Annotated in this window: 13 protein-coding genes, 1 tRNA gene and 1 pseudogene; 7 read left to right on the forward strand and 8 right to left on the reverse strand. The window is 67.8% G+C overall.

What is annotated here, in order from left to right:
• Positions 1-265 (forward strand): annotated as a pseudogene (locus A6A06_RS28185) (carboxyl transferase domain-containing protein); the annotation flags it as partial.
• A 288-nt stretch (positions 266-553) separates the two neighbouring features.
• Here the strand turns inward: A6A06_RS28185 and A6A06_RS28190 are convergent.
• On the reverse strand, positions 554-5,434 hold the full coding sequence (locus tag A6A06_RS28190) for a DEAD/DEAH box helicase (RefSeq protein ID WP_073764778.1): 4,881 nt from the start codon (positions 5,432-5,434) through the stop codon (positions 554-556).
• A gap of 232 nt (positions 5,435-5,666) precedes the next feature.
• On the opposite strand from A6A06_RS28190, the gene A6A06_RS28195 reads away from it, so the two are divergent.
• On the forward strand, positions 5,667-6,230 hold the full coding sequence (locus A6A06_RS28195; protein WP_073764780.1) for an HD domain-containing protein: 564 nt from the start codon (positions 5,667-5,669) through the stop codon (positions 6,228-6,230).
• Here the strand turns inward: A6A06_RS28195 and A6A06_RS28200 are convergent.
• On the reverse strand, positions 6,218-6,685 hold the full coding sequence (locus tag A6A06_RS28200; RefSeq protein ID WP_073764782.1) for an NUDIX hydrolase: 468 nt from the start codon (positions 6,683-6,685) through the stop codon (positions 6,218-6,220). The genes A6A06_RS28195 and A6A06_RS28200 overlap by 13 nt on opposite strands.
• Positions 6,672-7,445 carry an XRE family transcriptional regulator gene (locus tag A6A06_RS28205; protein WP_199931231.1) on the reverse strand — a complete coding sequence of 258 codons (774 nt, stop codon included), beginning with the start codon at positions 7,443-7,445 and terminating at the stop codon, positions 6,672-6,674. The genes A6A06_RS28200 and A6A06_RS28205 overlap by 14 nt, the downstream gene beginning before the upstream one ends.
• A gap of 95 nt (positions 7,446-7,540) precedes the next feature.
• Between A6A06_RS28205 and A6A06_RS28210 the strand changes: the two genes are divergently transcribed.
• From A6A06_RS28210 to A6A06_RS28230, 5 genes are all read left to right on the forward strand, one after another.
• The gene (locus A6A06_RS28210) at positions 7,541-8,233 is read left to right on the forward strand and encodes an HAD family hydrolase (RefSeq protein ID WP_073764786.1); all 693 of its coding nucleotides are present in this window, start codon (positions 7,541-7,543) and stop codon (positions 8,231-8,233) included.
• Positions 8,234-8,338: 105 nt separating this feature from the next.
• Positions 8,339-9,241 carry a radical SAM protein gene (locus tag A6A06_RS28215; RefSeq protein WP_073764788.1) on the forward strand — a complete coding sequence of 301 codons (903 nt, stop codon included), beginning with the start codon at positions 8,339-8,341 and terminating at the stop codon, positions 9,239-9,241.
• Positions 9,242-9,302: 61 nt separating this feature from the next.
• The gene (locus A6A06_RS28220) at positions 9,303-9,875 is read left to right on the forward strand and encodes a hypothetical protein (RefSeq protein ID WP_079194471.1); all 573 of its coding nucleotides are present in this window, start codon (positions 9,303-9,305) and stop codon (positions 9,873-9,875) included.
• Positions 9,793-10,488 carry a class I SAM-dependent methyltransferase gene (locus A6A06_RS28225; protein WP_073764792.1) on the forward strand — a complete coding sequence of 232 codons (696 nt, stop codon included), beginning with the start codon at positions 9,793-9,795 and terminating at the stop codon, positions 10,486-10,488. Before A6A06_RS28220 ends, A6A06_RS28225 begins: the two co-directional genes overlap by 83 nt.
• A complete protein-coding gene (locus A6A06_RS28230) occupies positions 10,478-11,065 on the forward strand; it encodes a class IV adenylate cyclase (protein WP_073764794.1) in 588 nt (195 codons plus the stop codon). Before A6A06_RS28225 ends, A6A06_RS28230 begins: the two co-directional genes overlap by 11 nt.
• Positions 11,066-11,450: 385 nt before the next feature.
• Here the strand turns inward: A6A06_RS28230 and A6A06_RS28235 are convergent.
• From A6A06_RS28235 to A6A06_RS28255, 5 genes are all read right to left on the reverse strand, one after another.
• Positions 11,451-11,524 (reverse strand) — tRNA-Thr (locus A6A06_RS28235).
• Between the two features lie 58 nt (positions 11,525-11,582).
• Complete coding sequence (locus A6A06_RS28240; protein ID WP_073764796.1) at positions 11,583-13,184, reverse strand: alpha/beta hydrolase; 1,602 nt, start codon at positions 13,182-13,184, stop codon at positions 11,583-11,585.
• Between the two features lie 272 nt (positions 13,185-13,456).
• Entirely contained in the window at positions 13,457-14,686 is a 1,230-nt protein-coding gene (locus A6A06_RS28245) for a DNA polymerase III subunit delta' (protein ID WP_073764798.1), read from the reverse strand.
• A gap of 177 nt (positions 14,687-14,863) precedes the next feature.
• Entirely contained in the window at positions 14,864-18,208 is a 3,345-nt protein-coding gene (tmk, locus tag A6A06_RS28250) for a dTMP kinase (protein WP_073764800.1), read from the reverse strand.
• A gap of 9 nt (positions 18,209-18,217) precedes the next feature.
• Positions 18,218-18,682, reverse strand: coding sequence for a hypothetical protein (locus A6A06_RS28255; protein WP_073764802.1), 465 nt, complete (start codon positions 18,680-18,682; stop codon positions 18,218-18,220).
• Positions 18,683-18,685 lie beyond the last annotated feature (3 nt).

Consider the following 18,685-nt stretch of genomic DNA (forward strand, 5'->3'; position numbering starts at 1 on the left):
CGGCGAGGTCGTCGGGCTGGTGGCCAACCAGCCGCAGTCGCTGGCCGGGGTGCTGGACATCGAGGCCAGTGAGAAGGCCGCCCGCTTCGTGCAGATGTGCGACGCGTTCAACATTCCCATCGTGACGCTGCTGGATGTGCCCGGCTTCCTGCCGGGCGTGGACCAGGAGCACGGCGGCATCATCCGGCACGGCGCGAAGCTGCTGTACGCGTACTGCAATGCGACGGTGCCGCGGATCTCGGTGGTGCTGCGCAAGGCGTACGGCGACTACCTGGCCTCCCTCGGACTGGCAGCCACCCTGTGCTGCTACAAGCAACTACTCCGCCTCACCACATAGGACAACGTCTAACTTTCGGGCTACGCGTTACGAAGGCCTGGAAGGTCGTGACGGGTGGTGTTCCATGATCGCGACCGATCCGGTTTTGCCTGCTCAGAGGCATGTCAGCCTCATCGGCGTAACGCACAATCCAAGTGCCGTCCCGTCCGCGCACGCATCGCTCACGCAGAACCGTGGTCCAGGCAAGTCAGATAACACCTGCCCGGACCACGCCCCCTACTCGAGGACGTCCAGCGGCGGCAGTCCGTCCACGATTTTCATCGTTTCCAAACTCACCGTCACGACCCGCTTGAAAAGGTCGATGATGTAGCGCGGGTCTTCGGACCAGTCGTTGGGGTCATTGGTGATCTCCGACGCCTTGTCGACCTTGACCTGGTACTGGTTGATTACCCATTCGATTGCAGAACGGGAACCGAGCTGGTAGCGAAATGCCTCCTCCGGGATATTGGTGAGAGTCACGCGGTGATTGTAGACAACCGTCGAACGGTCCTGCTGCCCCTTCACCCTTGGGATCTTCATCTTGGCTACCCGGTACAGCTCGCGCGGCGGGGTTCCGGACGCATCGCCGGTCACGGTCTCGACGATGCCTCCGTACGGCTCGGCCTGCTCGTAGTTGATGTGCAGGTCAGCAAGATCGCGGCCAGCCTCGGCGAAGCCTCGGAAATCACGCACTTGCGGGATGCGCGGAAGGGACTTCTTCAGGTCAGCAACGAATCGACCACGGTACTCTGGGGAGTGGAGCAGGCCGTATGTGTAGTAGAACACATCATCTTTGGTGATACTGGTGTCGTGGTAAGTCTCTTGGAAATCTCGGAAGGCGGCTTCGGTGATGTTGTCGACACGCTCGAAAGAATCACTCTCATCATCGAAGTCGAAGCCCCCTTCGGCTGCAAGCTCACGATATATGTAGCGAACGAAGTACGGGCCAACGCTCTTGGTTCCGACCGCATGCAGGTCGGGAATCGAGTCTGTCATCAGGACCGAAAACGGCTCGTCGGACCCAGTACCGGTGATGTAGAAGCCGATATTTCCCCGTTCCGGCGTTGGGAACATCTGGGGCAACTTCCCCGGCCGATGGTTAAGGTCTTGGTCGAAATAGACGGCCTGTCGGTTGAAGGGCCTGTAGGTGCCGATGACCACGCGATCCACGTCGTAAGCAATCTTCTTGCCCTGGGCAACCCTGGAGATCAGGCTGGAAGACCAGCTGATTCGCCTGGGGTCTCGGTCGATGTGGGCCTCGGCGTCGGCAGCCTTCGGGGCGGTGATCCCAGCGACCATGCAGCGCTTGTCAAACTCTGCAACCTGCCGGTCGTAGAAGTTGACCATTGACTCCACGTTCTCTCGAAGTCTCTGCGCGGAGTAGTTATATACCCAGGCATCACGGTTTGTCTGCAGGCCAGGCGAGTAGAGGGAAAATATGGCAGCGTTCTCCCCCTTTGCAAGCTTATCCCCAACCGGACGGTAATTTGAGAACCGCACGTCTCGCTGATTGACCCAGTCACCGTCAGCATTGGGTCGCAGGCGCTGCCACTCCACCGTATCGATGCCCTGGGCACCGAGGATTCGAAGCTTGTCGTCGCGGCTAAAGTAGTCACCAATGTCCCGGTAATAAAGCGCGCAACCCGATGCCCCGTCATTGGTCTCGCCCGCCTTGACCAGTATCAGGATGGCAACTGTATTCCGACTGCCCGAGTTGAAGATCTTGCCGCCTTCTTTGCGAGACAGCTCTCCAGCCGTGCGCTGATTTCCGCGCAGATTATAGCAATAGATCGCGTCAAATTCGTCAACCAAAGACTTACGCAGTCCGTCGGCAGTATTTCCGTCAATGTATCCCCCGTTGGATACGTAGGCAACAATGCCCTCGCCCTTGATGCGATCGGATGCCCAACGGATGGCACGGACGTAGGAGTCGTACAGAGAGTTCTTGTTCGTGGCTGTCGACAGAGCAGCATAGGTGTGCTTGATACGCTCGTCCAGCACCTCGTACTTCACATTCTGATTGTCGTCGTTCGCGTTATCCTGGCCCACCGAGTAAGGCGGGTTGCCCACGACGACGGCGATAGGCTGCCTGCGCTGCTTCTTCGCGCGCTCACTGTTGCCTTCCAGGACATCCATTCCGTCGAATTTTGCTGTCCCTTCGGCAAGTTGAAACGTGTCTGCAAGGACGATGCCTTCGAAGGGTTGGTAGTCGCCGTCGGCAAGGTCGTGAAAAGCAGCCTCGATGTTGACCGCGGCAATATAGTAAGCAAGCAAGACGATCTCGTTGGCATGCAGCTCACTCGTGTACTTGCGTAGCAGATCCTGCGGCTTGATAAGACCAGATTGAAGGAGGCGTACAGGGAAGGTTCCAGTGCCGACGAATGGGTCGATGATCTGGACGCCTTCGTCCGACAGAGAGCGGCCAAGGTGCTTTAGTAGAGCCTGCTCGGTGGCACGGATTATGAAGTCAACGACCTCGATGGGGGTATATACAATACCGAGCGCATCAGCGGTCTTCGGCAGAGCAGTCTTGAAGAACTTATCGTACAGCTCGACGATGACACGCTGGCGGCCCTCATGGTTGTCGATACCCTCGGCGCGGACCTTCACCGAATGGTAGAAACCCTCTAGGGTTTTTGCCTCAGCGTCCAGTCCATGGTCGTCGAGGATGCCTAGCATGCGCTGCATGGCCTTAGAAATCGGATTGTGCTCGGCGAATTCATAGTCTTTGAACAGGGCATCGAATACTGGCTTGGTGACGATGTGCTGCGCAAGCATATCGATTGCATCGGACTCGGTGACACCAGGGTTTATGGTCGCGCGCAGCTCGCCGACGAACTCTTGAAATACGGATTGCTTCTCGGGGAGCACTAGTGCTGCCTTGATACGTGTGACGTGGCGGTCGGCGATCTGGGCGATGTCCTTGGCCCAGTCCTCCCAGTAGTGGCGTTCACCGACCTTGTCGACGATGCGGGCATAGATGGCGTCTCGCCAGTCGCTCACGGAGAACAGGGCGTCTTGGATGTGCTGGGCGCTCTGGGCTTCCTTGTCCTTGGCGTCCTTGGCACTGTCGGCGGTGCTGGAACCGTCCTGGTCGCCGATCGTCTCGTCGTTGGGCCCGATACTACCGATGCCGATTTTGTTGTCGGGCTTGTTCTTGTTGAGGTCGATCTGGTTGACGGTCGCGTTGAAGCGGTCATCGTGAGCGCGCAGCGCCTGGAGGACCTGCCAGACCGTCTTGAAGCGCTGGTTGTCGGCAAGGGCCTTCTCCGGTGTCATCCCAGCAGGAACAGCGACAGGCAGGATGATGTAGCCGTAGTTCTTGCCGGGTGCCAGGCGCATCACGCGGCCGACGGACTGGACGACATCGACCACCGAGTTGCGGGGGTGGAGGAAGAGGACAGCGTCCAGGCTGGGGACATCCACGCCCTCGGAGAGGCAACGGGCGTTGGAGAGGATGCGGGCCTGGTTCTGGCCGGGCTCCTGCTTGAGCCAGTCAAGGAGCCGGTTGCGCTGCAGAGTATTGAAGGTGCCGTCGACGTGGTTCACATCGCAATGGAGCACATCGTCGTCCGCGTCATCGTAGGCGTCGACGACCTCTTTGAAGCGATCGGCGATCGACTTGGAGTCTGCGATGGAGCGGGCGAAGGCGACCGCCCGCTTCATTGGGGCCTCGTCTTCAGCGAAGCCGGAGCCGTCGGCGAAAGTGCCGGTGCGCTTAGCCATGGCATTCCAGCAGCCGATAATCTTCGCGGCATCGTCGATGTTCAGTTCGGCAGATCCGCCAGCGATGCCCTGTTGCAGAGTCTTAGCGACCACGTCCTCGTCAATGGTGAGAATGAGGACTTTGTAGTCTGTGAGCAGCCCCTGTTCAACGGCCCGGCCGAAGCCGAGGCGGTGGAACTCGGGGCCGAACATCTGCTCGTTATCCATCGAGACAAGGACAGCTTCTGCGTTCTTCGCATCGGCTTTGGTGTCCTCGTTGTAGATGCGCGGGGTGGCCGTCATGTAGAGGCGGCGGTCGGCACCGAGGTAGTTGTCGTCGTGAACTCGCACGAAGGCCGACTCATCGTGTCCAGCGAGTGTGACACCAGTGGTTCGATGGGCCTCGTCACATAGAATGAGATCGAAGCGGGGCAGCCCCTTCTTCTGGGCCGCAGAAATCGTGGCGATGGACTGGTACGTGGAGAACACCACGGTCAGCCCTGGCGCCGCCTCCACGCTGGCCATCTGCTGGATCAAGCGATCCGGATCCGTGGTGGCGGGCAACGCCAGGTCGTGAGTGGCCATGTCCTTGTCGTCACCCTTGGCCTGCTGCTTGCCGACCTTGGTGTCCGAGCACACCGCGAAGGGCCTCAGCGACACCTCAGCCTCGAAGGACCACTCGCGCAGGGTCTGCGAGAGCAGGGCGATGGAGGGCACCAGGAACAGGACAGAGGTGTGCTCCCCTTCGCCGGCAGCAGCGCGCTCCTTCTGAAGCCGTTCTACGATCTTCAGGCCGGTGAAAGTCTTGCCGGTACCGCAGGCCATGATCAGCTTGCCGCGGTTTTGATCTGCGAAGCCCACGAAGACGTCGTCGATGGCCGCGCGCTGGTGCTTTCGCGGTTCCTTCTTCTTCTGAAGGGCCAGCTCGATGGGATCGTCGACCGCGGGCAGACGCCATTCCACCGGGCTGTTGGCGATGTCGGACAGGCCGAGGCGCGTGACGGGGATCTGCTGGTCATCCAGCGCGGCCTCGGCGTGAACGCCCCACTTCTCCGTCGTGGAAACGATCATGCGGCGGGTGAAGCCGCCTTTGCCGGAAGCCGTGAAGAAGGAGTCGATGTCGTCCTTCTGAATGGTGTGCTGGGGCTCGTAGAACTTGCACTGGATGGCACAAAAGCCCCCGGTCTCCCGGTCCTGTGCCACCAGGTCAATGCCCGTGTCGCGCTTGTCGTGCTCCGCTCCCGGCCAGTCAGCCCACATCCATACCCGACTGAACTGCTCGGTCCACTGAGGATCGGTGCTCAGGTACTGGAGGATTAGCTCTTCGAAGCGCGTGCCGCGATCACGGTTCTTCCCAATCGAGCCGCGGCGGATCGCCCTAATGACGTCGTGTACGGACGTAGTCGTGGCCACTGCGCTTCGCTTCCCATCTCTGCTGGAGGCACGCGGAGCCGCGCGCCAAGAAGATCACACCAGAAGTACTCAGAACCTTACTGGCATCAGCGGACACGACGGAGGCGTGATGGCGAATTTCGCATATAGGTGTACGTGCAGATCATGTCGCGACCCGGCGTCCTGAGCCTGTACGCGAGAGCGCGACGCAGCTCAGGACTGCCCGGCCGTCCTTCCGGGCATGTAGTCGCCCATGGACAAGGTGACCATGGTCTGGGCAAGGCAGGTTGCGGAGGCGGAGCTCTGTGATGTGCTTCCTCGGCGGTGGGCACACAGCCAGGGCGTGGTATCCTGTGCGGCTGAGGTCGGGCGGGCCCTGGGAGAGGATGCCAACCTGTTGACGGCCGCTGCCGCGCTGCATGATGTCGGGTACGCACCCCGACTCTCAATGACCGGGTTCCACCCGCTGGACGGGGCCCGGTTCCTCCGTGACGAGCACGGGGCCGACGAGCGGCTGGTGCGGCTGGTTGCGAACCACTCGTTTGCGCTCCTTGAGGCCGAAGAACGCGGGCTGCGAGAGGTGCTCGCTACGGAGTTCCCACTGCTGGAGGAGCCACTGCTTGTGGACGCCCTCGTGTACTGCGACATGACGACGACGCCCGACGGCAGCCGGACCGCCGCGCAGGACCGGGTCGGGGAGATCGTCGGCCGCTACGGCGCGGACAGCGTGGTCGGGCGGTTCATCCGTCGGGCGTCGCCGGAGATCTTCGCGGCGGTGGCACGGGTGGAGGCGGTACTGGCAGCTCAGCCGAGGTAGGGGTAGGTGCCGGCGAGGTAGTCCCCGACCTGCTGTCGCATGCTCGGATGAATGTCGTACTGGTCGAGGTCGGCCGGCTGGACGAAGCGGACACCGTCGGCCTCGTCGTTGATTGTGGGCGCCCCGCCGACGGGGCGGCCGATGTAGGTGTTCTCGTACTGCTGGCGGATCTCGCCGTCGGTGTAGGCGACGATGTGGTTCGGGTTGGTGTAGACGCCGAGGAATCCGGTGATCTCCGCGATGATGCCGGTCTCCTCCAGGCATTCGCGGACCGCGCACTCGGCCGCGGTCTCGCCGATGTCCTGGGCTCCGCCGGGGAGCGCCCACTGGCCGGTGTCGCGTCGGCGCTGGAGGAGGATGGCGCCGGTCTCGTCGACAACGAGAAGGTTGCTGGCCGGGATGAGAGTGTTCGCCTTCGGGGCGGTGGGGTCGTTGTAGTACTCAGTCCTGCCCATGGTCGGCGGTCCTCTCCTGGTCGGGTGCCCATGGCCGCGCGGCGGCCCAGACGGCGTCGAAGCTCTGAGCGTAGATGTCGAACCACCCTGTGCCTTCTGCCCTCTTGAGGTGGAGGAGGGGGTTGGCGCTGGCCGGTTGTCCCCAGATGTGGGGGTTGACGAGCAGGTTGTCGTCGTAGCGGAACATGGACGTGTAGAGGGTGGTGTCGTGGAGCCGTACGGCGCACCCGGTCTCGCCCAACAGGGGCCGGTAGTAGGTCAGCGAGGCGCGGATCTTGGCGGCGAGAGTGTCGCCGATTCCCTCCTCACGGCCCCGGATGGCGACTGCCTGACCGTTCGGGTCGCCGAAGCACAGGCGCACCCGAACTCCCTCGGCGGCACGTTCGGCGAGCATCTTGGCAACGTGGGGATTGGACTGGGCGAAGAAGGTGCCGGAGAAGACGAGGACGCCGATCTCGTGCCGAGCCTCTCGCAGCAGCGCGAGCCAGGCGTCCCGGGGCACGCTGGCCCGGTTCTGGTAGGTGCCGACCAGTTCGGTGCCTGACCCGTCCCGCGGTCGGCCGGGACGCGTGGACGGCTCAGGCCACAGGAAGGTCTCCTCCACGCGCAGGTATCGCGCGACGCGGAAGCGGTGCCGGGCATGGGGAATCCGCCCGCCCAGCCACCGGCTCACCGTTTTGGGATCTACCTCGCAGCTCTCCGCAAGGGAGTCGGGCGAGACGCCGCGCTGGCCGAGCACAGTGCGCAGTCGGTCGTTCACAGCAGCTATCGAATCGGTGCACCGCGTGATCACGCAAGGACGTTTTGGGACGCGGCCACTGAAGCGGAACTCCGCCGACTGCCTACTCTGGCGGCATGGAGCTCTTCGTCCTGTGGGACATCGACCACACCCTCATCGAGAACGCGGGGGTGAGCAAGGAGATCTACGACGCTGCCTTCGCTGCCCTCTCGGGACGCGAGTCCACGGAGCCGGCGCGTACCGAGGGGCGTACGGATCGACTGATCATGCGCGACATGTTCGTCCGCGAAAGGCTGCCCATACCTGACTGGCCCTTCATCGAGGCCGCGCTCGCCCAGGCGGGGGAAGCGCGCCTGGATGAGCTGCGCAGGCGCGGGGCTGCCCTGTCCGGTGTCCATGAAGCACTGAAGACCGCCTCCGCTCAGAGCGGTTGGGTCTCCTCCGTCCTCACCGGCAACATCGTCGCCAACGCCCGTGTGAAGCTGTCGGCGTTCGGCCTCGACTCGCTTCTGGATCTATCGGTGGGCGCCTACGGAGCGGACGCCGAACTCCGTCCCCATCTGGTCGCTGTCGCCCGCGAGCGCGTGCAGCGGCTGCATGGTGTTCCCGCTGACGTCCCCACCGTCCTCGTGGGGGACACTCCTCGTGACGTGGAAGCGGCTCTGACCACAGGCTCCGGGATCCTCGCCGTCGCCTCAGGCATCCACACCCCGGAGGAACTGACCGCCGCCGGCGCTGCCGAAGTCCTGCCCGACCTGTCGGACACGAAGCGTGTCCTCGGCATCCTGGAGTCCTTCGCAGGTCGCTGAAAACGTCCCAGGACGTCCTCGGACCGTCCCTGAACGCGGTACCGAGGTCCCCGAGCGGAAAGCCACTATCAGGCTCCCAACAGACAGTCAGCCCAAGGAGCCGATGTGATCGGGGAAGTCACCGGGATCAGGAAGATCCGAATGCTGTATCTGCAGCTGCTCTACCGCTGCAACTTCGCGTGCCTGCACTGCTTCCACGGCAAGCGGCTCCAGTACGCCGACGCTTTCACCGCCGAGGAAGCCGCGAGCCTCCTCACACTGATGCGGGACGAGTACGGTACGGAGGCAGTGACCCTGCTCGGCGGGGAGCCGTTCGTTCACCGGGACCTCGCGCGGGTCGTCCGCCACGCGAAGGAGGAACTGGGCCAGCGCGTCGAGATCTGCACCAACGGGTACCGGATCGAGCGCCGTCTGACCGAGATCGCTCCGCACCTGGACCTGCTCAGGATCTCGCTGGAGGGCGTCGGATCGACCAACGACGCCATCCGCAGGCAGGGCAGTTACCAGAGCGCCCTGAACTCGTTCAATCTGGCGCGTGACCTCGGCGTATCGACGGGCGCGACCATGACCGTCACCTCGCGGAACATCGACGAGGTCCTCCCTCTCGCCAGCGCCTTGGCTCAGCTCGGTGTCCGGCAGCTCAAGCTCCACCACCTGCGGCCCGTCGGCAACGCCGCCGACCACCCCGAGCTGCTGGTCACCACCCCCTCCGCCTACGGTCGGCTCCGTGAAGAGCTCGCGTCGGCCGACCTGCCCTTGGAAGTGATCGTTGACGAGGACCTTTCCGAGCACGGCGCACCAGAAGTGTGCGCGCCGTCCAGCGGTCCTCGCGAGATCGACCGCATCGAGGCCGACCCGCGCGGTGCGCTGACCATGTCCTGCAAGGCCGTGGGCAAGGACTCGCACGCCTTCTGGTACGAGAAGGCGGCCGGACGCATCGTCCACAAGCCCTCGGATGCCGACGAGATCACCCTCGCGGTGCCGGACGTGGTGTACGGCCGTGCCTGATCACCCGCACTTCGAGAGCCTGGAGGGATTACGCGGCACCGGTAAGTCCACCCTGGCGCCGATGCTCGCCGCCGCACGCCAAGCCGTCCTCGTCGCCACCGTCCCGTCCCTCTATCAGCCGCTCAGACACGCGGTGGACGAGCGCACAAATGTCGAGGCGCGGATGTGCCTCTACCTCTCCGCTCTGTTCACCGCGGCCGAGGAGATCCAGCACCATCTCGACGCCGGCGTCCCGGTCGTCGTCGAAAGCTACTTCGCCCGGTGCCTTGCCCATCACCGGGCCCTGGGCGCCCAGCTCGGTATCACCCCGCCGAACCGGCTGCCGAAACCGGTTTCGTACCACCTCGTCTGCGCCGACGACGAAAGACAGCGTCGCCTCGCTGGGCGGAACAAGCCGGCGTCGCGGTGGGACGCACTGATCGAGACCGTTACGGACCGGGTGACGGACGCCTACGCCGCGTTCCCGATGTACCGCGTCGACACCACGGGGCACAGCCCCGACGAGGTCCTCCGCGTGATCATGGATGCCGATACGCAAGGAGCACACTCCCATGCAGACACAGAGCCTGTGGGAGCACACCCTCACCTTCTTCCCACAGTTCCTCGCCACGTTGCGGGAACGTGTCGTCCCTGACGCCACCGTCGCGGTAGTCGGCGCGAGCGACGGCAAGTTCGTCCTGCCCCTCGCCGCCGCCGGCTACCACGTCGTCGCCGTGGAACGCGACGCGGAGGCCCTCCACGGAGGCGACGTCCTCCTCCCGGGTGGCCGCCAGGCGCACGCTTTGGGCCTGATCGATCGACTGAAGCTCGAAGAACTCCACGTACACGTTCAGGTCGTTGAGGACGACTTCCTCGACGGCGAACCTCTGGGCCTGCAGTGCGATGCAGTCTGGACGAGCTGCTCATGGCACTACAGTGCCAACCACCACCGCCCGCTCGCCGAGTTCGTCGACCGCATGCAGCGCCTGGTTCGCCCGGGCGGTGTGTTCGGCGCGGAGTTCATGATGCCCGTCGAGAGACGCCACCACGTGATCGAGCACTACACATCTCCCGAGCGCCTTCGCCACCGCTTCCTCGGCGGCTGGGATGTCCTGCTCACCCTGCGCACGACCGAGTTCACCGAGCGGCCCCACGTCGGCCAGCCGCACGACCACACCCACCGCATGGGCCTGCTACTTGCGGCCCGGACGTCAACCCTCACCGACCACACCGACCGCTTCCGAGAAAGAAGGACCCATGAAGCATGAGTACGAGGCGAAGTTCCTGGCCGTCGACGCCGTTGGCCTCCAGGCCAAGCTGACCGCCCTCGGTGCCGTCCAGGCGTTCCCCCGCACGCTCCTCACCCGCAAGATCTTCGAGAACGACTCTCTGGACGGAGGGGCCTGGATTCGGCTGCGTGACGAGGGCACCCGCTCGACGCTCACGCTCAAGCAGGTCACCGACGCCACGACGATCGACGGCACCAAGGAGATCGAGACTGAGGTCACCGACCTGCACGCCATGGCCGACATCCTGCGCCGGGTCGGCCTCACCGAAGTCCGATACCAGGAGAACTACCGCGAGGAGTGGCGCCTGGGCGAAGTCGCCTTCGACTTCGACACCTGGCCCGGCCTTCCCACCTTCCTGGAGATCGAGGGCCCCGACGAGGCGTCGGTGCGGCAGGCCGCCGCGCTGCTGAATCTCGACTACTCCGAGGCCCGGTTCGGCAGCGTCGACGAGATCTACAAGAGTGAGTCCGGCCGCGACATCCTCGCCGAACCCACCCTCCTGTTCTCCGGCGCCGAGAAGCGGGAGGACGCTCCTACGACGCCCCAGGGCCTTTGAACCCGGAGGCGGACGAGCAATGCTGACGGACGTCGCCTTTCAGCACAGGGTGATCCCCGGGATCGCCGGGTTCGCCCGCGGAGGACTGTGCGTACCTGGCCGGCGAAGCCACCGGTGACCTTCTTTCCGAACTCGCCGTTCCGGAGACGGCCGGCTCGTCGAGGTGGCGGGTGAGCTGGGTGAGGGTCCAAGGAACGAGGCGAAAGCCCAGGCCACGGAGGTCGTGAAGGCCAAGCGCCGGACGCCCGAGAAGTAGGTCGCCGAGCGGCTCCGCTCACGCATCGCTCACGCAAGCCCTCCCACGGCATCTCGACCGTGCGGCTCGCCATGCCCCGAACAAGCAAAAGCCCCAGGTCACGGCGAGTGAGTCCTGGGGCTTTTACGGAGCCGCCTGGGGGAGTCGAACCCCCGACCTACGCATTACGAGTGCGTCGCTCTGGCCGACTGAGCTAAGGCGGCGTGGTGCGGGGCCCAGTCTACACATCGGATGGGGGTGGTCCGAACCGGGTGTGGGGGGTCAGGAGCAGTGCTTGTCGGGGGGTGGGGGTGTGCCCTCCAGGAGGTAGGTGTTGATGGCGGTGTCGATGCAGTCGCTGCCGCGGCCGTAGGCGGTGTGGCCGTCGCCCTCGTAGGTGAGGAGGGTGGCGGAGGAGAGCTGGGAGGCGAGGGAGCGGGCCCAGGGGTAGGGGGTGGCCGGGTCGCGGGTGGTGCCGACGACGAGGATCGGGGCGGCGCCCTCGGCGGTGATGCGGTGGGGTGCACCGGTGGGCTTGACCGGCCAGTACGCGCAGTTCAGGGCGGCCCACGCGAAGCTCTCGCCGAAGACCGGGGACGCCTTGCGGAAGGCGGGCAGGGCGGCGCGTACCTCGTCCGGGCCGGAGAAGGAGCCGGGGAGGTCGAGGCAGTTCACGGCCGGGTTGGCGAACATCTGGTTCGCGTACGTGCCGTCCGGGTCGCGTTCGTAATAGGAGTCGGAGAGCGCGAGCAGGCCGCGGCCGTCGCCCTTCTGGGCCTGGGCGAGGTATTCGCGCAGGACCGGCCAGGCGCCCTCGTCGTACATGGCGGCCGTCACGCCGCTGGTGGCGAGTGATTCGGTGAGGGTGCGGGAGCTGCCGGTGGGAGCGGGGTGGGCGTCGAGCTGCTTGAAGAGCGCGCTCAGGCGGCGGCCCGCGTCGTCGGGGCCACCCGTGCCCAGGGGGCAGTCGCGCTGTTTCGCGCAGTCCTTGGCGAAGGCCGTGAAGGCGGTGTTGAAGCCGGCGGTCTGGTCACGGTTCATCGTGCGGGCCGGTACGGAGGGGTCCATGGCGCCGTCGAGAACGAGGCGGCCGACGCGGGACGGGAAGAGTCCGGCGTAGGTCGCGCCGAGGAAGGTGCCGTAGGAAGCGCCGACGTAGGTGAGCTTGTCGTCACCGAGGACGGCGCGCAGGACGTCCATGTCGCGGGCCGACTCGGCGGTCGATACGTGGCCGAGGCGGGCGCCGGTACGGGTCCGGCAGCCCTGGGCGAAGCTGCGCTGGGCGGTGATGAGGCGGTCGACCTCGGCGTCCGTGTCGGGGGTCTGGTCGACGCGGGTGTAGTCGTCCATCTGGGCATTGGACAGGCAGCTGACCGGTTCGCTGCGGGCCACGCCGCGCGGGTCCATGGCGACCATGTCGTAGCGGGCCCGGACGGCTTCGGGCTGCGGCGCGTACTGCTGGAGGTAGTCGATGGCCGAACCGCCCGGCCCGCCCGGGTTGACCATGAGGGAGCCGAGGCGGCTGCCCGGGCCGGTGGCCTTCTTGCGGGAGACGGCCAGCTTCAGATCGGTGGCGGCTTCGGGCTTCTCGTAGTCGAGAGGGGCCTTCATCGTCGCGCATTCGAAGTCGACGATGCCGCACTCGCGCCAGGTCAGACGCTGGCCGTAGTACGGGCGGAGGTTGGCGGGGACGGCGGCGGGGAGCGGTTCGAGGGTGGCCGTCGCCGCGTCGCGCCCGGCGCCGCCGACGCCAGTACGGCCGCCGGTCGGCTGCCCGGAAGCCGCCGCCCCGGACGGGGAACCGCCCGAGGAGCAGCCGGACACGAGCAGCGCGGTGGCCGTCAGGACGGTACCGGCGGTGCGGAGCAGGCGGCTGGTGGCCATAGGCGGTCAGTCCCTGGGTCGGCGGGGTGACGGGGAGGTCACGTGCCGGGAGGTCACGTGCCGGGGCGTGGAGTTGTCGGGGTCGCGGAGCTGTCGGGCCGCGGAGTCGTCGGGTCGTGGAGTTGTCGGGTCGGCGACAGCGGTGGTGAGACGGAGCGTAGTCGGGCGAGGACGTTCCGTGTAGGTGTGTGCCCTCGTACGGGTGAGGGGAGGCGAGGTGAGGTGGGAGGCGAGGTGTGGCGGGGTGCCCGTGCGGGTGCCCCCGGTAAACCTCAGCCCCTGCGGAGAGCCACCGTCATCGCCTCCACCGCCAGGAGCGGCGCCACGTTGCGGTCGAGGGCCTGGCGGCAGGCGATGACGGCCTCTATCCGGCGCAGTGTGCGCTCCGGGGTCGAGGAGGAGGCGATACGGCGGACGCTGTCGCGGACCTCGTCGTTGGCGAGCGGGACCGTGGCGTTCAGCTGGACGGCCAGGACGTCGCGGTAGAAACCGGTGAGGTCGGTCAGGGCGAGGTCGAGGCTGTCGCGCTGGGTGCGGGTGGAGCGGCGCTTCTGTTTGTCCGCGAGCTCCTTCATGACGCCTGCCGTGCCGCGCGGCATGCGGCCGCCGGTGCCCGCGGCGGCGCCCAGCGCGGCGCGCAGCTCTTCCGTCTCCTTGGCGTCGACGTCCTCCGCGACCTGCTTGGCGTCCTCCGTCGCGGCGTCGATCAGTTCCTGGGCGCCCTTGAGGCAGCCGCCGATGTCGTCGACGCGCAGGGGCAGTTTCAGTACGGCGTTGCGGCGGGCGCGGGCCCGTTCGTCGGTGGCCAGGCGGCGGGCCCGGCCGATGTGCCCCTGGGTGGCGCGGGCGGCGGCCGCGGCGGCCTCCGGGTCGATGCCGTCCCGGCGTACGAGGACGTCGGCGACGGCGGCGACCGGTGGCGTCCGCAGGGTCACGTGCCGGCAGCGGGAGCGGATGGTGGGCAGGACGTCCTCGATGGAGGGGGCGCACAGCAGCCAGACCGTACGGGGGGCGGGCTCTTCGACGGCCTTGAGGAGCACGTTGCCCGCGCCTTCGGTGAGGCGGTCGGCGTCCTCCAGGACGATGACCTGCCAGCGGCCGCCGGACGGGGACATGGAGGAGCGGCGGACCAGGTCGCGGGTCTCCTTGACGCCGATCGAGAGCAGGTCCGTACGGACGATCTCCACGTCGGCGTGGGTGCCCACGAGGCTGGTGTGGCAGCCGTCGCAGAAGCCGCAGCCGGGGGCTCCGCCGAGCGCGCGGTCGGGGCTGACGCACTGGAGGGCGGCGGCGAACGCGCGCGCCGCGGTGGACCGGCCGGAGCCGGGCGGGCCGGTGAAGAGCCAGGCGTGCGTCATTTTGGACGCGCCGGACTGCGCTATCGGGTCGGCGCCCTTCACCGCCGCGCCCTCGGCGGTGACCAGCGCGTCCGCGTCGCGTGCGGCAGCGGCAAGCTGCTCCGTCAGGCGTTCCTGCCCGACCACGTCGTCCCACACAGCCATGTCGCTGCCCGCCGTTCCTGTCCGTCCTGCCCGTCCTGCCCGTCCTGCGCGAGCAGTCCCGCTGCGCCCCGCGTCGCGCTCGTTCCATTGTGGGGCCTGCCACTGACAGGCCCCCTGCACGGACACGTCACCGGCCCGCCACCGGGCTCAGCCCCGACGGCCCCAGCAGGTCCGGTCTCAGCCCCGCCGACCCCGGCGGCCCCGCCCCTGCTGTTCCTCGTCCTCCTCGTCGCGCGGGCCGAGGAGTTCGTCGGCCAGCGTCGGCAGGTCGTCGAGCGGGGTCTCCTCCGCCCACTCCGACCGGCGGCGCGGCGGGGGCGCCACCGGTTCACCGGTGGCCGGGTCGATCTGCGGGAGTTCCCTCGTACGTTCCACGCCGGACGTGCCGGAGCCGGCTCGCGGGTCCGTACGGGCGTCCCGCCGGTCCGTGCGCGCGTCGTGCCGGTCGCTGTCCGTACGCGCTCCGTGCCGATCGCGGTCCGTGCGGGCGTCGTCCTCCGCCCGGAACACCCACGCCGGTACGCGCTCCGCCGGGTCGTCCCCGCGCCGTGCCTCCTCCCGCTCCTGCCAGCCCTGGCGCGCCTCGGGCCGTACGGGCGGCAGCACCGCGGTCTCGTCGGATGCCCCCGGAACGTCCCGGTGCTGCGGCAGGACGGCGGTCTCCTCGGCGTCCGAGGCAGCGGCCCGCTCCGTACGGTTCGTGGACTCGGTGCGATGCGCGGACTCGGTGCGATGCGCGGACGGCTCCGTACGCGCGTGCTGCTCCAGCCCCGCCATCGGCGTTTCCGTCGTGGGTGCTTCGGCGGCCTCCGCCGCCCTCGCCGCCTCCGCCTCGGCCTCGCGCGCGGCCTCGGCTTCCCGCTTCGCCCGCGCTTGCGCGTCCGCCTTGGCCTTGGCCTCCGCTTCGGCCGCGGCTGCCAGCCGCGCCTGCTCGGCGCGCAGCAGCGCCTCTTCGGCCTTGCGCTGCTTCTCCATGCGGCGTTCCTCGGCCTCCGCGCGAAGGCGTGCTTCCTCCTCGGCGCGCTTGCGCAGCCGTTCCTGTTCGGCCTGCCGCTGGCGCTCCTCGGCCTCGCGCCGTTTGCGCTCCTCCTCGGCGGCCTGGCGGGCCTCCTCGGCGCGCTTGCGTGCTTCCTCGGCCTGGCGGGCCGCTTCGCGGGCCTTGGCTTCCTCGATCTCGCGGCGCTTGCGCTCCTCCTCCTCGGCGCGCAGCTTGGCGATCTGCTCCTGCCGCTCGCGCTCCTTGCGCTCCTCCTCGGCCTTGCGCGCGGCCTCTTCCTCGGCCTTGCGCCGGGCTTCCTCCTCGGCGGCCTTACGGGCCTCCTCCTGGGCCTTGACCTCGGCCTCGGAGAGCGGCAGCACCTGGTCGAGGCGGTGGCGTACGACGGTGGTGACGGCCTCCGGCTCCTGGCCGGCGTCCACGACCAGGTAGCGCGCCGGGTCGGCGGCGGCCAGGGTCAGGAAGCCGGAGCGCACCCGCTGGTGGAACTCGGCGGGCTCGGACTCCATCCGGTCCGGTGCCTCGGTGAAGCGCTCGCGGGCCGTCTCCGGGGAGACGTCGAGGAGGACGGTCAGGTGCGGTACGAGGCCGTCGGTGGCCCAGCGGGAGATGCGGGCGATCTCGGTGGGGGCGAGGTTGCGGCCCGCGCCCTGGTAGGCGACGGACGAGTCGATGTACCGGTCGGTGATGACGACCGCGCCGCGCTCCAGGGCGGGGCGGATCACGCTGTTGACGTGCTCGGCGCGGTCGGCGGCGAACATCAGCGCCTCGGCGCGGTCCGACAGGCCCGACGTGGACACGTCCAGGATGATCGAGCGCAGCCGCTTGCCGATGGCGGTGGCGCCCGGCTCGCGGGTCACCACGACCTCGTGGCCCTTGCCGCGGATCCACTCCGCCAGCGCCTCGACCTGCGTGGACTTGCCGGCGCCGTCGCCGCCCTCCAGGGCGATGAAGAAGCCGGTGGGGGCCGGTGCCTGGTCCGGGTCGCCGCCGCGCAGCGCCTCGCGCAGGTCGCGGCCGAGGGGGATCCCCTGCCGGTCGTCGACCTTGCCGAGCACCCAGGCGGCGACCGGCAGCAGCAGCGCGCCGACCAGCATCAGGGTGAAGGCCGCGCCGCCGTGCGAGAAGACGTTGTTGTCGCCCGCCAGGTGGTGCGGGCCGATGGCCGCGGCCAGCAGCGGCGCGACGATGACGGCCAGCGCGACGACGAGCCGTACGACCGCGTGCAGGTGCTCGGTCGTACGGGCGGCGCGGGGCTCCTCGGTCTCCTGCTCCAGCAGGGTGTGTCCGGTGTTGGCCGCGACTCCGGCCGCCACTCCGGCGAGCAGCATCAGCAGCACGACCGTCGTGGTGTCCGGGACCAGCCCGGCCGCCAACAGGGCCAGACCCGTGACGGCCACGGCGAGGGCCAGCAGGCGGCGCCGGGACAGGGCGGGCAGCACCTTGCGGGCGCCGCGGATGCCCGCGACCGGGCCGGCGCTCAGGCCCAGGACCAGCAGTCCGAAGGCGACCGGGCCGCCGCCGAGGTCGCCGGCGTGCAGGACCGCGACGGAGACGGCCGCGGCGATGGCGCCGGCCACCGCCGCGCAGGCCAGGACCAGCAGCGGTACGGCGTTCGTACGGCCGCGGTCGACGCCGGTGTCGCTCTTGGGGCGGCGCAGGCCCTCCAGGGGGGAGCGGGGGCGCGGGGTCTGCGTACCGGGAAGTTCGAGGAAGTACAGGATCGAGATGGAGGCGGCGAAGAGGCCGGAGGCCACGTACGAGGCGAGCGCGGCCTGGTGGTCGGCGAACCAGGCGATGCCGTTGGCCAGCAGCTTTCCGGCCAGCGCGACGACGATCAGGCCCGCGGCGGCCAGCGGCAGCGAGACGAAGGCGGTGCGCAGCGACAGACGGCGCAGTGCGTCCAGGTTGTCCGGCAGCGGACGGACGGCCACTCCCTCGGGGGAGTCCCCTCCGTCGGGCGCGGCCGGGGCCGGGGAAGGCGCGGGGAGCAGTCCGGGCGCCGCGCTCTCCCGCGCGACGGTCCAGAAGCGCTCGGCCATACCGCCGACGAAGACCGTCACCAGCAGCCAGATCAGCGCGCTGTCAGGGGTCCAGTCGATCCACAGCGGGGCGACGACCAGCAGGGCCAGCCGCACCCCGTCCGCGCCGATCATGGTCCAGCGGCGGTCCAGCGGGCCCGACGGCGCGGTCAGCGCGGACAGCGGGCCCAGCAGCACCGCTCCGAAGACCAGGGTGGCCAGCATGCGGGCCGCGAAGACGGCGGCGACGGCGAGGGCCGCGCCCCGGTAGCCGCCGCCGAAGGCCGCCTGGCCGCCGAAGGGTACGTACACCGCCGCTTGCAGCGTCAGGAGTACGAGCACCAGCAGGGCTAGGGCATCGCCGATCGCCCCGACGAACTGTGCGCTCCAGAGCCGCTTCAGTGGGGGGAAGCGGAGCAGGGCTCGCACGGCGCGCTCGCGGGAGTCCGCGACGAGGGCGCCGGATGTGGGGGTCACGACCGTAGGGAGCTCGGCACGCGTCATCCCGCCAGCCTATCGGCCGGATATGACAGGTCCAGCGTCCACCCGAACACACGGACGGGTGGATTCGGGGCGAGCCCTTCGGATCAGCCCGCGCGCACGGCGCGCGTGCCCGATCCGGCCGACCCGAAAGATACGTCCTGATCCTGCCCCGATGCTGCCCCGGCTCTGTCCCGGTCCTGCCCCGGCTCCGCCCTGGCCGCTCCCGGTCCTGCCCCAGTCCTCCAGCAGTACGGCGTCGAAGATTTCGATCACCACGACGACGAGCAAGCCGTGCGCGACGACGTACTTGATGAGGAGTCCCGGCGCCACCTGGGCCTTGCGGTTGTCCTCATGCGTACCGAGACGGGCGGTGGCCTTGTGGTACGGATCGAGAGCGAGCTTGGCCAGCCCGCGTTCGAGCCGGCCCCGCCGCTCGGGTGCCATGGCGTCCGCCGTCACCTTCGCCTCGACGGTGTAGGTGACGCGGTACGTCATCGT

Origin of the sequence: Streptomyces sp. CB02923, from assembly GCF_001905005.1 — a bacterium.
Lineage (GTDB): Bacteria > Actinomycetota > Actinomycetes > Streptomycetales > Streptomycetaceae > Streptomyces.